The organism is Pseudomonas sp. BW7P1 (genome assembly GCF_024981055.1).
GTDB classification, from domain to species: domain Bacteria; phylum Pseudomonadota; class Gammaproteobacteria; order Pseudomonadales; family Pseudomonadaceae; genus Aquipseudomonas; species Aquipseudomonas bananamidigenes.
Genome location: NZ_CP103374.1, coordinates 177,785 through 190,680, shown reverse-complemented (window position 1 = coordinate 190,680; position 12,896 = coordinate 177,785). Strand labels below are relative to the sequence as shown.

11 protein-coding genes are annotated in these 12,896 nt (G+C 62.6%); 3 read left to right on the top strand and 8 right to left on the bottom strand.

Features of this window, described 5'->3' with window-relative positions; genetic code table 11:
• Positions 1–86: 86 nt before the first annotated feature.
• The 3 genes from NWV16_RS00880 (at position 87) to NWV16_RS00870 (ending at position 3,814) form a co-directional block, all read left to right on the top strand.
• The gene (locus NWV16_RS00880) at positions 87–1,013 is read left to right on the top strand and encodes a LysR family transcriptional regulator (RefSeq protein ID WP_260523600.1); all 927 of its coding nucleotides are present in this window, start codon (positions 87–89) and stop codon (positions 1,011–1,013) included.
• Positions 1,014–1,117: 104 nt separating this feature from the next.
• Positions 1,118–1,744 carry a glutathione S-transferase family protein gene (locus NWV16_RS00875; RefSeq protein WP_260521621.1) on the top strand — a complete coding sequence of 209 codons (627 nt, stop codon included), beginning with the start codon at positions 1,118–1,120 and terminating at the stop codon, positions 1,742–1,744.
• 45 nt (positions 1,745–1,789) lie between these two features.
• Complete coding sequence (locus tag NWV16_RS00870) at positions 1,790–3,814, top strand: pyridoxamine 5'-phosphate oxidase family protein (protein WP_260521620.1); 2,025 nt, start codon at positions 1,790–1,792, stop codon at positions 3,812–3,814.
• Positions 3,815–3,818: 4 nt separating this feature from the next.
• Here the strand turns inward: NWV16_RS00870 and NWV16_RS00865 are convergent, their stop codons facing one another.
• Genes NWV16_RS00865 through NWV16_RS00830 form a run of 8 tightly spaced genes read right to left on the bottom strand, consistent with a single transcriptional unit; the run spans position 3,819 to position 12,804 of the window.
• Positions 3,819–4,949: a glycosyltransferase family 4 protein gene (locus tag NWV16_RS00865; RefSeq protein WP_260521619.1), complete on the bottom strand. Its 1,131-nt coding sequence runs from the start codon at positions 4,947–4,949 to the stop codon at positions 3,819–3,821.
• Positions 4,950–6,080, bottom strand: coding sequence for a glycosyltransferase family 1 protein (locus NWV16_RS00860; RefSeq protein WP_260521618.1), 1,131 nt, complete (start codon positions 6,078–6,080; stop codon positions 4,950–4,952). It abuts the gene before it with no gap.
• A complete protein-coding gene (locus NWV16_RS00855; protein ID WP_260521617.1) occupies positions 6,064–7,431 on the bottom strand; it encodes a glycosyltransferase family 4 protein in 1,368 nt (455 codons plus the stop codon). The genes NWV16_RS00860 and NWV16_RS00855 overlap by 17 nt, the downstream gene beginning before the upstream one ends.
• Positions 7,428–8,678 carry an ABC transporter ATP-binding protein gene (locus tag NWV16_RS00850; RefSeq protein ID WP_260521616.1) on the bottom strand — a complete coding sequence of 417 codons (1,251 nt, stop codon included), beginning with the start codon at positions 8,676–8,678 and terminating at the stop codon, positions 7,428–7,430. The genes NWV16_RS00855 and NWV16_RS00850 overlap by 4 nt, the downstream gene beginning before the upstream one ends.
• Positions 8,678–9,475, bottom strand: a complete 798-nt coding sequence (locus tag NWV16_RS00845) for an ABC transporter permease (protein WP_260521615.1) — start codon at positions 9,473–9,475, stop codon at positions 8,678–8,680. The genes NWV16_RS00850 and NWV16_RS00845 overlap by 1 nt, the downstream gene beginning before the upstream one ends.
• Positions 9,476–10,918, bottom strand: coding sequence for a mannose-1-phosphate guanylyltransferase/mannose-6-phosphate isomerase (locus tag NWV16_RS00840; protein ID WP_260521614.1), 1,443 nt, complete (start codon positions 10,916–10,918; stop codon positions 9,476–9,478).
• A 3-nt stretch (positions 10,919–10,921) separates the two neighbouring features.
• Positions 10,922–11,893, bottom strand: coding sequence for a GDP-mannose 4,6-dehydratase (gene gmd, locus NWV16_RS00835; protein ID WP_260521613.1), 972 nt, complete (start codon positions 11,891–11,893; stop codon positions 10,922–10,924).
• Entirely contained in the window at positions 11,890–12,804 is a 915-nt protein-coding gene (locus tag NWV16_RS00830; RefSeq protein WP_260521612.1) for a GDP-mannose 4,6-dehydratase, read from the bottom strand. Before NWV16_RS00830 ends, gmd begins: the two co-directional genes overlap by 4 nt.
• Positions 12,805–12,896: the final 92 nt, after the last annotated feature.

Sequence of the window (12,896 nt, the reverse complement as noted above, 5' to 3'; positions counted from 1 at the left end):
GCGTTGTCGGGGTGCAGCCCCCCGGAGTCGAATCACAGATGAATCGCAGCCGTCGCTGCGATTTTTTTATCCACATCGGGGACACCATGGATCGCTTCCAGGAAATGCAGGTTTTCGCAGCCGTTGCTCAGGAACAGGGCTTTTCCGCTGCCGCGCGGCGTCTGGGTCTGTCGGCGGCCAGCGTCACCCGGGCGGTGGCGGCGCTGGAGCAGCGGATCGGTACGCAATTGCTGATTCGCACCACTCGCAGCGTGCATCTGAGCGAGGCGGGCCAGCGTTATCTGGAAGACTGTCGGAGGATTCTTGCCGAAGTGCAGGAAGCGGAAGACTCCGCTGCCGGCAGCCACACCCAACCCCGTGGGCAATTGACGGTGACCGCGCCGGTGTTGTTCGGCGAGCTGTATGTCACACCGGTGATGGCGGGTTATCTGACGCAGTATCCGGACGTTTCCATCAACGCCCTGTTGCTGGACCGCGTGGTGAGCATGGTCGAGGAGGGCGTCGATGTGGCGATCCGCATCGGTGATCTGCCGGACAGCAACCAGCATGCGATCCGGGTCGGCGAAGTGCGTCGGGTGATCTGTGGTTCACCGGGATATTTTGCCGCTCACGGGCGACCCACTCATCCACAGGCGTTGGCCGGCGCGCCGGTGGTGGCGACATCGGCCATCGGCCAGTTGCGCAACTGGCCGTTTCTGGAGGACGGTGAGGCCTTGAGCATCAGGCCCGAACCGAGATTGGTCGTCACCGGCAATCAGGCCGCAATTACCGCCGCCTGCCTCGGGCTCGGATTGACCCGGGTGCTGTCCTATCAGGTCGCCGGCAAGATCGCTTCCGGTGAACTGGAAATTGTCCTTGCCGAGTACGAATTGCCGCCGCTGCCCATCCATGTGGTGTATCAGGGTGGACGCAAGGCGCCGGCCCGGGTGCGCAGTTTTGTCGATTACACGGTGAACGCCTTGCGAGAGCATCCAGCCCTGAAAAACGCGGCTTTATTTCACCTGGAGAAATAATGGATTGCGTTTGCTGGTGATTCTGTTGTTTTCGCGATAGGGAGAAGATGACGGCCACGGTTGTCGCCCATCCCGGGCGGCCCCATCGTCCAGCGGAGTCGACCATGCAAGCGATCAAACTCTACAACTTCCCGCGTTCCGGCCATGCCCACCGGGTCGAGCTGATGCTGTCCCTGCTGCAATTGCCGACCGAACTGATTTTCGTCGATCTGGCCAAGGGTGAGCACAAGCAGCCCGAGTTCCTGGCGATCAATAGCTTCGGGCAAGTGCCGGCCATCGATGACAACGGCGTGGTGCTGGCCGACTCCAACGCCATTCTGGTGTATCTGGCGCAGAAGTACGGCAACGGACGCTGGCTGCCGAGCGATCCGGTCGGCGCCGCGCGGGTCCAGCGCTGGCTGTCGGCGGCGGCAGGCCCGATCGCCTTCGGCCCGGCGGCGGCGCGGTTGATCACGGTGTTCGGTGCAAAATTCAACGCCGAAGAAGTTATCACCCGTGCGCACAACCTGCTCAAGGTGATGGATCTGGAGCTGGGCAAGACCCCATATCTGGTGGGTGACGAGCCGACCATCGCCGACGTGTCGGCCTACAGCTACATCGCCCATGCGCCGGAAGGCAACGTGTCGCTGGACGACTACGCCAATGTGCGCGCCTGGCTGGCGCGCATTGAAGCGTTGCCGGGTTTCGTCGCGATGCCGCGCACCGTCGCCGGTCTGCAAGCCACCGCTTGAGTCTCGTCATCCAGACTGCGCCGCTGGCGTGGGGGAGAGGTCGTCATGGAACGTTCACCCTGGCACGCCGGCGAACGGCAACTGCAAGCGCAGGTCGGTGTCGCCGAGCGCATGGAGGCATTCGGTCGCAAGGTGATTCGCACCTGGATGCCGGATCAGCATCGTCAGTTCTATCAGCAATTGCCGTTCATGCTGTTCGGCGCGGTGGATGCCGATGGTCGTCCCTGGGCCAGTGTGCTGGAGGGCGAGCCGGGTTTCGCTCACTCTCCCGAGCCGACGCAATTGCACTTCGACAGCCTGCCGGCCGTTGATGACCCGGCGCAGTTGCAGGCCGGCGCAGCCATCGGCCTGCTCGGCATCGAGCTGCACACCCGCCGACGTAACCGGCTCAACGGCCACATCGGCAATCTTGGCGCGGGCGGATTCGATCTGACGGTGGACCAGTCGTTCGGCAACTGCCCACAGTACATTCAATTGCGCCAGTTCCAGCGGGTGCCGCTGACGGATCCCCAGACCCGGCCAGCCGAGCATTACAACGGGCTTGATGCCGCAGCGGTCGCCGTGATTGAAACGGCGGACACTTTCTTTGTCGCCAGCTACGTCGATGTCGACGGCGAGCGTTCTGTGGATGTTTCTCACCGTGGCGGCCAGCCCGGTTTCGTGCGGGTGGAGGGCAATCGCCTGACCATCCCGGATTTTGCCGGCAACCTGCATTTCAACACTCTCGGTAACTTGCTGCTCAATCCCCGGGCCGGTTTGCTGTTCATCGACTTTTCCACAGGCGACCTGCTGCAGCTCAGTGGCCGCACCGAGGTCATTCTCGACGCACCGCAAATCGCAGCCTTCCAGGGCGCCGAGCGATTGTGGACATTCGAGGTGGAAAAAGCGGTGCGGCGCCCGGCGGCGCTGGCCTTGCGCTGGCGCTTCGACGGCATGTCGCCGACCAGCCTGTTGACCGGCACCTGGGCCCAGGCCGATGCACGTTTGCAGGCTCAGGCTTTGGGTGACAGCTGGCGGCCTCTGCGGGTAACACGGATCGAGGCGCAGAGCCGGCACATTCGGTCGTTCTACCTCGAACCCGTGGACGGCGCCGGTCTGCCGGTGTTCCAGGCCGGTCAGCATCTGCCGCTGCGTTTCACCCTCGATGGCGAGGTGTACATCCGCACTTACAGCCTTTCGGGTGCGCCGTCGGACGACTTCTTCCGGATCAGCGTAAAGCGTGAAGGGCGGATATCGACGTTTCTTCACGATCAGGTGCGCGTTGGTGATGTGCTGGAGGCGCGGTCGCCTCAGGGGCATTTCACCGTGGCCCCGCTGGAGCGTCGGCCCTTGGTGTTGCTGGCTGCCGGTGTCGGGATCACGCCGTTGCTGTCGATGTTGCGCGAGGTGGTGTATCAGGGCCTGCGCACCCGGCGGATTCGTCCAACCTGGCTGATCCAGAGTTCGCGCAGTCTTGCCGATCAGCCGTTTCGCGCAGAATTGGACCGCTTGTTGGAGGACGCCGGCGATGCGGTGCGGGTGTTGCGCCTGCTCAGTCAACCGGAACCCGATCTGGTGGAGGGAGAGGACTACGACCTGCACGGGCGCATCGATGGCGCCTTGCTGAGGAATCTTGTCGACGAATTCGATCAGGTGGACTTCGTGCTCTGCGGCCCCGGCGGATTTACCCAGGGCCTTTACGACAGCCTGCGTGAACTGGATGTACGCGATGACCAGATCCACGCCGAAACCTTCGGCCCTTCGACCCTCAGGCGCCAGGCCGATCCGGACGCCATCGTGATCGAACAATTGCCGGCGGCCACGACTTCAGTGCCGGTGGTCTTCGAGCGTTCGGCCAAGGAAGCACGGTGGCAGCCTGACGGCGGCAGTCTGCTGGAGCTGGCCGAGAGCCGTGGCCTGCGTCCCGAATTCAGCTGTCGCGGAGGTTCATGCGGCACCTGCAAGACGCGGCTGATCAGCGGCGCGGTGAATTATCCACAGCCCCCGGCCGAAGTGCCGGAGGAAGGGCAGGTGCTGATCTGCTGCGCGGTACCGGCGCAAAGTAACCAGCCGCTGGTGCTGGATCTGTAGAGGATCAGGCGTAGGACAACGCCTTTTCTTCCAGCAGCTCCTGATACAGCTCGGTCCACTTGCAGCCCATTTCATCGGCGGTGAATAACTGCCGGTAACGGGCCTCGGCCTTGAGGCCCATTTCGGCGGCGCGGGCCGGGTTTTCCCACAGGGTTCGCATCGCTTCGCGAAAGGCCTGTGGATGACTTGGCGGCACCACCAGTCCGGTTTCGTTGTGGATATTGATGTAACTGGTCCCGGTGCCGATCTCGCTGGAGATCATCGGTTTGCCGTACATCGCGCCTTCCAGCAGGGAAATGCCGAACGCTTCCGAACGCAGGTGCGACGGGAAGACGATGGCGTAGCTCAGTTGCAGCAGGGCGACCTTGTCTTCATCGCTCAGACGGCCGAGGAAATGAATATTGCGCAGGCCCAGCGCGGCGGCCTGGGCGTGCAGTTCCTGCTCCAGCGGGCCGGCGCCGACGATCACCACCGGATAGTCCACGTCTTTCAAGGCGTCGAGCAGGATGTGCAGGCCCTTGTAATAGCGCATCACCCCGACGAACAGGAAAAATTTGTCCCCAAGCTGCTGGCGCCAGCGGTTCATGCGCTCGGCGTCAGGCTGTGGATAACCGGACTTGTTCAGGCCGTAAGGAATCACACGGGTCTTGTCCTGGAACTGCTGCAACACATCGCTGGTGTGCAGGTAGTTCGGCGAAGCGGCAACGATCCGGTCGGCACTGGCGAGAAAGCGGTTCATCAACGGGCGATAAAGCTTGAGCAGGTGCTTCTGGCGAATGATGTCCGAGTGGTAGGTCACCACACTCGGCTTGTTCAGGCCGCTGGCGAAATGCACCAGGTCCATGAACGGCCACGGGAAGTGATAGTTGATCACGTCGGCTTCGGCGGCCAGCTCGCGAAACTGTTTGAACACGCTCCAGGAGAAACCGGTGGAAGCGAACTGGATATCCAGTCTGGCCCGATGCACTTCGTGCTGGCCCAGTTGCAACACCGCAGGTTCGGGATTGGCGCTGAGGGTCAGCACCTGACCTTCGATGCCGTGCTGGGCGCCGCTTTCGCAGAGCTGGAAGATCACCTGTTCGATGCCGCCAACCGAATCAGGCAGGTACGTCTTGAAAAAATGAAGGACTCGCATTCAACCTCCCATGGCCTGGTGGTAGGCGCCGGCCGTGGCCTGCGCGCAACGTTTCCAGGAAAACCGCCGTGCCTGCTGCAATCCGGCTTCTCGGCATGCCTGCCAATGCGCTTGATCGTCGATCAGGCGACTCAGCGCATTGCGCAAGCCGTCTGCGTCGTCAGTCTCAATGTAGTTACCGGCGGCCCCTGCGACTTCCGGCATCGCGGAAGAGCGGGTGACCACCACTGGCGTGCCGCTGGCCATCGCTTCCAGCACCGGCAGGCCAAAACCCTCATACAACGAAGGGAAAACCAGCGCCCGGGCGCCGGCCAGCAATTGCGCGACCTGTTCATCCGGCAGGTAGCCGAGCAGGCACACATGACCGCTGGCCAGCGCCTCGCGCAATGGGTCACTGAACTGTTCGCGCTGCCAGCCGGCCATACCGGCGATCAGCAACGGGAAGCGCTGGCGCACGGCTTCGGGCAATAGCGCGTGGGCGCGCAAGGCCAGGCTCAGGTTCTTGCGTGGTTCCAGCGTGCCGACACACAGGAAATACTCCCGCGCCTGCACGGCATGGGCCTTGAGCACGGCGTCGATGGCGTGCGGCTCACGCGGATGAAAGCGTTCGGCAACCCCCAAAGGCGCCACCACGAAGCGCTCGGCGGGCAATCCGAAATAGTGTCGGGCCTCGTCAGCGATGGCCTGCGAGTCGGTCAGAATCACCTGCGCCCGCTGGATGCCTTCGGCCAGCCGCCGCTCGATTTCCCTGAGCCGCGCCGCTGGCTGGGTCTCGGGGAAATGCAGGTGCGTGAGGTCGTGCAGGGTGATCACGGTCGGGCCGTCGAAGGCCAGCGGCCACAGGCTCGGCTCGTGGTACAGATCGACGGGATGCGCAGGGCCCTGATCGAAGCGTTTCTGCTCCAGCCAGCGTCGCGCCTGATAGGCGCCGGGGATCTTGCGCAGTATCGGGGTCAGGCGCGAGTAACCAGGCATCGCCGCTTCCGGTAACCGGGCACTCCAGCCCCAGCCGTGAAACAGCGCCACGTCGATATCGGTTTCGGTGTGCAGGGCATTGACCAGTTCGGCGACGTAATGGCCGATCCCGGTGCGCGGCGCCTGGAGAATCCGTGCGTTAAGGGCTATGCGCATGGGACCTCGCTTGCGTCGCAGGGGCTTGCAGCACATGGCGTGCGGTGCGTTCGGCCAGTTGCTGACTGGCTTCGCGCCAACCGATCCATTGCCAGTCGGTCACATCGCGGGCGGCGGGGAATTGGCCGCTGCGTTCGAAGGCGGTTACCAGGTCGGCAAGGCGTTGTGGATCGTGCAAGTCGAAGTAGGCCATGAAGTCGCCGCCAATCTCGCGGAACACTGCAATGTCGCTACCCATGGCCGGCAATCCGCGTTGCATGGCTTCCACCAGCGGCAGGCCGAAGCCTTCGACGAACGACGGAAAAACCAGGGCGCTGGAATGGGCGTAGGCGTATTCCAGGCTGGTGTCGCTCAGGTCGTTGAACATGAACAGGCGCCTGTTCAGTTCGGCGTGGTTGCGTACCCGGGCAAGCAGGGCATCGCACTTCCAGCCGATGCGCCCGGCGATGCACAGGCGTGCCTGCGAACCGGCTGCCCAGGCGCGTTCGAAGGCATCCAGCAGATAGTCGTGGTTCTTGCGAGGTTCGATGGTGCTGACCATCAGGAACACGGGCTCTGATGTTGTGAACACACGCTCCAGCTGCGGTTCGACGGCGGCATCGACGCTCTGCAGATCCAGCTCCGATCCCAGGTGGAAATAGTCGAACCAGCGCTTTTCGACTTGTGCTGGACCGAGACGGTGTTGCACTTCTTCGCGCACCTGATCGCGCACGGTGGCGGAAATCGCCAGGTAACCGTCGGCGTTACGGGTGATCCAGTCAAACCATTCGCTGAAGACCTGCACCAGCCGAGTGTCGTAAAACTGCGGGTGGGTCAGGGGAATCAGGTCGTAGATCACCGCGACAATACCCATACCTTGGCGTTTGAGCCGTTCGGCGTGCAGGAAAAAGTCCGAGTGCCAGGACGAATCCAGCAACACCAGTTGGTCCCCGGGCCGGTGTTCCAGTGGCTCGCAGCGTTTGGGCAACTGATGGCGATTGACTTGTTCGATCAATCGCAGGGGGATACCGAACAGACCGAATGAGCTCAGCCGATAGCCAACGTACAGGACCCGTCGTGCCGTTTTGTTCCGGCAACGGCTGTCGAGGCGCTGATGCAACTGCCAGAAACGATGGGCCAGCCGTTCCAGGCGCTCGCCGAATGTGACGACGGCATTGAACAGGGGGGCGTCCAGGGGCGCCAGGCGCTTCACGCGGAACAGCTCGCCTTTGAGCAAGACCACCGGCACGCACTCGACCCCTTCAGCGCTTGGCGGCAGTTGCTTGATGACGTTGCGCACCACTCGCTGAATGCCCGAATTGACCTTGGGGTGTTTGAACACGTGGGTGCATTCGACCAGCAGGCGCTTCATGGTGCACGCTCCGCGAAGCTGTCCGCATGGCGGATGATCGAGGTTCTGGCACCCAGCCAGGCACAGCCGACGAAATCTTCCCGGCGGTTGTTGATCACGTGGAACACCAGGCCGTAGTCGCGCCATTCGAAATTGCGGTCCAGATGCGAGTCCAGCCGTGAAAGGCTCAGAGCCACGGAGTAATTGCCCTTGCCCAGGCCCATGACGAAAGCGAAGCGATAGGTGATGCGCTCACCGGCGCGCAGATCGTCCAGCGCCTGGTTCTGTCGGTGGGTGTTGATGCCGTACATGGCCTGGCCCAGGCGATCCTTGATCAGGAAGCCGAGCACCAGCCGTTCGATGTCCTGACGAATCTCCACCTCGACTTCCAGTGTCACCGGCTGACCGACTTCGGCGGCGTCGATAGAGCGTTCGTGTTCATCGAGCAGGCGCACGCTGAGGATCCCGGCCTCGCCGGTACCGGACACGGTGCGTACCTGACCGCCGTCGAGCAGTTCCTGGCGCACGGTCTGGCCTTCGCGTTCGGCGAGCAGGGCATTGTAGTAATCCATCACCGCTTCGGGCTTGTCGTGCATCACCATGTGGCCGCCCTCGAGCAGGATCGCCGAGTCGCAGATCGACTGGATCGCCGAGCGGTCGTGGGACACGATCAGCAGCGTGGTGCCGGCCTTGCGGAAGTTGCGGATGCGGTCGAAGCTCTTGTGTTGAAAGTAAGCGTCGCCCACCGACAGCGCTTCGTCGACGATCAGAATGTCCGGGCGGCGTGCGGTGGCGACACTGAAGGCCAGACGCATCTGCATGCCGCTGGAGTAGGTGCGCACCGGGTGATCGATGGCTTCGCCGATTTCCGCGAAGCGTTCGATGTCCGGCATCAGTGCTTCAATGTCTTCGACCTGCATGCCCAGCAGTTGCCCGGCCATCACCGCATTCTGCCGACCGGTGAAGTCCGGGTGAAAACCCATGCCCAGTTCCAGCAGCGCCGCAACCCGGCCCTCGAGCTGTATCTGGCCGCAGGTCGGTTGCGTGGTGCCGGTGATCATTTTCAGCAGGGTGCTTTTGCCGGCGCCGTTGACCCCGACGATGCCCACCGCTTCGCCGGGGGCGATTTCGAAATTCACGTCCTGCAGCACCCAGTGCTGGCGATGGCGCATCGGTGAAAACGGAATCAGCCATTCGGCCAGACGACTCCAGCGGGTGGGGTATTGCTTGTAGGCCTTGCCCAGGCCTGTGACGCGTATGTACCCCATCAGAGTTCATCCACCATTTCGCCGACCCGCCGGCGGAACAGGCGCAGGCCGATCGCACACAACAGAAGGCCGATCACGAAGATCGGCAGCAGCGAACTCCACACCGGCCACTGACCATAGAGAAACAGGTTCTGATAACTGCCGATCAGATTGGTCAGCGGATTGAGCTGCAACAGGCGCTGCACCCACTCGGGCAGGATGCTCAGCGGGTACACGATCGGCGTCAGCCAGAACCAGAACTGCAGGCAAATGGCGAACAATTGCCCGACATCGCGAAAGAACACGTTGAGCACGCCGAGGATCATGCCCAGTCCGGCGCAGAACAGCACTTGCAGCGCCAGCAACGGTGCCAGTGCCAGCAGGGCCATTCCCGGCCAGCGTCCGGTGATCAACAGAAAACCGAGGAACAGGCCGATGATGATCGCGAAGTTGATCCCGGCATTGAGCAGCACGATCACCGGCAGGCAGAGGCGCGGGAAGCTGATTTTTTTCAGCAGGTTGGCGTTTTCCAGAAACATGGTCTGGCTGCGCAGGGTGATTTCCGAGAACAGGCCCCAGGTCAGCAGCCCGGCGCACAGGTAGACGCTGTAGGCCATGCCGTCGTCCACGCCGGGCAGACGGGCGCGCATGATGTGGGAAAAGATCACCGTGTACACGATGATCATCGACAGCGGGTTGAGTACCGTCCACAGCGCGCCGAACAGCGAATTGCGGTACCGCGCTTGAAACTCCCGCTTGACGCTGCCGAGGATGAAACCCCGGTAGTCATGCAGCGAGCGATACAGGGAAAGCAGCATTCACACTGTCCTGCCGTACTGGTCTTCGAAGCGGACGATGTCGTCCTCTCCCAGGTATTCGCCACTTTGCACTTCGATGATCACCAGGTCGATCACGCCGGGGTTCTCCAGGCGATGCTTGTGACCGGCGGCAATGAATGTCGATTCGTTCTTGGCCACCAGCGTGGTGCCGGTGCCGTTGTTGGTGACCTTGGCCATGCCTTCGACCACCACCCAGTGTTCGTTGCGGTGGTGATGCATCTGCAACGACAGCTTGCCGCCAGGCTTGACCACGATGCGCTTGATCTTGAAGCGCGGGCCTTCCTCGAGCACGGTGTATGTGCCCCACGGACGGCTGACAGTGCGATGCAGGCGGTAGGCTTCGTGGGATTTGTCCTTGAGTTGCTTGGCTACGCGGCGCACATCCTGGGCACGGTCAGCGTGGGCGACCAGCACGGCGTCGGCGGTGTCGATCACGATCAGGTCTTCCACGCCCACCGCCGCCACCAGCCGGCCTTCGCTCTGGACGAAATTGTTGCGGCTGTCGATGAAGATTGCTTCGCCACTGGCGCGGTTATTGTCCGCATCCGCCGGTACCAGCGCCGCGACCGCACCCCACGAACCGATGTCGCTCCAGTCGAAACCGGCGGGAACGACCGCGACTTTTTCCGAGCGCTCCATCAGTGCGTAATCAATGGAAATGTCGGTGATCTCGGCGAACAGTTGTGGCGACAGTTCCTGTTGCAGGCAGCCGGCGGTTTCCACCGGTTCGCTGGCGGCCATGCAGGCGCGGGTCTGTTCCAGCAGCTCGGGGGCGTGCCGTTCCAGCTCGGCGATCAGGGTCGCGGTAGTGAAGCAGAACATCCCCGAGTTCCACAGGAAATTGCCGCTTTCCAGGTAACCGGTGGCGGTCTGCAGGTCGGGTTTTTCCACGAAGCGCTGCACCTTGGCTGCGCCCCTGTCATCCAGTGGCGCGCCGGTCTCGATGTAGCCGAAGCCGGTTTCCGGGGCGGTCGGCACGACGCCGAAGGTCACCAGATAACCGTCCTTCGCCAGATTGACCGCATGTTCGACGGCACCCTTGAGCGCCTCTTCGTTGACGATCAGGTGGTCGGCAGGCATCACCACCATGATTGCGGCATCACCGTGCAGCGCCTGCAGCGACAGCGCTGCTGCCGCAATGGCCGGGGCGGTGTTGCGCCCGGTGGGTTCGAGCAGGAAGTGCCCGCGATGTCGGGACAGGCGCGCGGCCTGATAGTGATCCTTGCTCTGGAAGTAGTATTCGCGGTTGGTCACCGTGACGATGTCGCCCCAGCCGTCCAGCAGGCCGGCGGCGCGCCGGTAAGTCTTGCCCAGCAGCGACTGGCCGTCGGGCAGGGTCATGAACGGCTTGGGATGGCCTTCGCGGGATACCGGCCACAAACGGGTGCCGGCACCGCCGGACAGAATCACGGGGATCAGCATGGCCTACTCCTTGGCGACGCGTTTCATGTCCGCATCCATCATCATGCGGATCAGGGTGTCCAGATCGGTCTTCGGTTTCCAGCCCAGCACGCGCTGGGCCTTGGCCGGGTTGCCGAGCAGCACTTCGACTTCTGCCGGGCGGAAGAACGCCGGGTCGATCTTCACGTAATCGCGGTAGTTCAGGCCCACGTGATCGAAGGCGATGCGGCACATCTCGCGTACCGTGGTGGTGACGCCGGTCGCGACCACAAAATCATCGGGCGTGTCCTGTTGCAGCATCAGCCACATGGCTTCGACGTAGTCACCGGCAAAACCCCAGTCACGCTTGGCGTCGATGTTGCCCAGGGCCAGCTCCTGCTGTTTGCCCTGTTTGATCCGGGCCGCCGCGTCGGTGACCTTGCGGGTCACGAATTCGATGCCGCGCAGTGGCGATTCATGATTGAACAGGATGCCGCTGCTGGCGTGCAGGTTGAAACTTTCGCGGTAGTTGACGGTGATCCAGTGACCGTAAAGCTTGGCCACGCCGTAGGGGCTGCGCGGATAGAACGGCGTGCTCTCGTCCTGCTGCTCGGCCTGGATCAGGCCGAACATCTCGCTGGTGGAGGCCTGGTAGAAGCGGGTGTGCGGACTGAACTGGCGGATCGCCTCGAGCAGGTGAGTCACGCCCAGGCCATCGACGATGCCGGTGGTCACCGGCTGGTTCCAGGAGGCGGCGACGAAGCTTTGTGCGGCGAGATTATAGACTTCGTCCGGTGCCGACTGGATCACCGCGCGCTGCACCGAGCAGGCGTCGGCCATGTCACCGTCCAGGTACACGATGTCGGCTTCGACGCCCATTTCCCGCAGGCGCCAGCGTGAATCGCTGCTGCGTCGCGCGACCAGGCCATGAACCTTGTAACCCTTGTCGAGCAACAGTCTGGCCAGATACGCGCCGTCCTGGCCGGTGATCCCTGTGATCAATGCACTTTTTGTCATTCTTGTTTTACTCGCTGCTCCCAGTCGGACAGGATCGCCCGCAGAGATTGTTGTATAGAGATTTGCGGCGTCCATCCTGTGGTCCGGGCAAGCCGTTGATGGCTGCCACGGACGCGACGCTGATCGGCGCGGCGCATGCGCGCAGGATCCTGCACCAGTTGCAGCTCGACCCCGGCCAGATCGGCCAATTGTTCGATGAGGCTGCGGATACTTTGCTCATGACCCGAGCAGATGTTGTAGACCTGTCCCGGCACGCCTTTTTCCAGCAGCGCGAAATAGGCCGAGATCACGTCGTCGACATCGAGGAAGTCCCGGGTGACGTCAATGTCGCCGACTTCCAGTTGCGGACCTTGCAAGCCTTGTCTGATGCGGCTGATCTGACGCGCAGCGCTGGCGATGACGAAACTGTCCTTCTGCCCGGTGCCGATGTGATTGAACGGGCGCGCCACCAGCACCGGCCAGTCTTCGCTGAGGCCCCATTGCAGGCAGAGATGCTCGGCGGAGAGTTTGCTCACCGCGTAGGGATTGCGCGGGCAGGGCGGCTGTTGCTCGGTGATCGGCAGTGCGGCCTCGTCGACCTGGCCGTACACGTCACCGGAGCTGACATACAGGAACGGGCCTTTGAAGCCTCTCGCCTTGAGAGCCTGCAACAGGTTGAGGGTGCCGAGCAGGTTGATCTCGAAAGTGCGGGCCGGATCGCGGAACGCTTCAGGCACGAAGGTCTGTCCGGCCAGATGGATGATTGCATCAGGCAGTTGCGGCCAGAGATCGACGAGGCTTTGCGGTTTGGTCAGGTCGTAGGGCGAAGCGGCAGGCAGCAGCTCCCACGCCGAGTCATCGAGCATCAGACGCGACTGGATATGTTGTCCCACGAATCCACCGAGACCCGTGATGAACAGACTTCTTTTCAAACAGCGACCCCTTGGTCTTTAACTCTCACCTTCCCCGCAGGCTTGAGGGGATGTCTGTCAGACCGTGTGCAAGTCGCGGCAGAAAGACGGGT

Coding starts and splice junctions, on each gene's coding strand:
- NWV16_RS00855 (WP_260521617.1), bottom strand. CDS start 7,431: ATGAAGCGCCTGCTGGTCGAATGCACCCACGTGTTCAAACACCCCAAG.
- NWV16_RS00875 (WP_260521621.1), top strand. CDS start 1,118: ATGCAAGCGATCAAACTCTACAACTTCCCGCGTTCCGGCCATGCCCAC.
- NWV16_RS00870 (WP_260521620.1), top strand. CDS start 1,790: ATGGAACGTTCACCCTGGCACGCCGGCGAACGGCAACTGCAAGCGCAG.
- NWV16_RS00860 (WP_260521618.1), bottom strand. CDS start 6,080: ATGCGCATAGCCCTTAACGCACGGATTCTCCAGGCGCCGCGCACCGGG.
- gmd (WP_260521613.1), bottom strand. CDS start 11,893: ATGACAAAAAGTGCATTGATCACAGGGATCACCGGCCAGGACGGCGCG.
- NWV16_RS00865 (WP_260521619.1), bottom strand. CDS start 4,949: ATGCGAGTCCTTCATTTTTTCAAGACGTACCTGCCTGATTCGGTTGGC.
- NWV16_RS00840 (WP_260521614.1), bottom strand. CDS start 10,918: ATGCTGATCCCCGTGATTCTGTCCGGCGGTGCCGGCACCCGTTTGTGG.
- NWV16_RS00850 (WP_260521616.1), bottom strand. CDS start 8,678: ATGGGGTACATACGCGTCACAGGCCTGGGCAAGGCCTACAAGCAATAC.
- NWV16_RS00880 (WP_260523600.1), top strand. CDS start 87: ATGGATCGCTTCCAGGAAATGCAGGTTTTCGCAGCCGTTGCTCAGGAA.
- NWV16_RS00845 (WP_260521615.1), bottom strand. CDS start 9,475: ATGCTGCTTTCCCTGTATCGCTCGCTGCATGACTACCGGGGTTTCATC.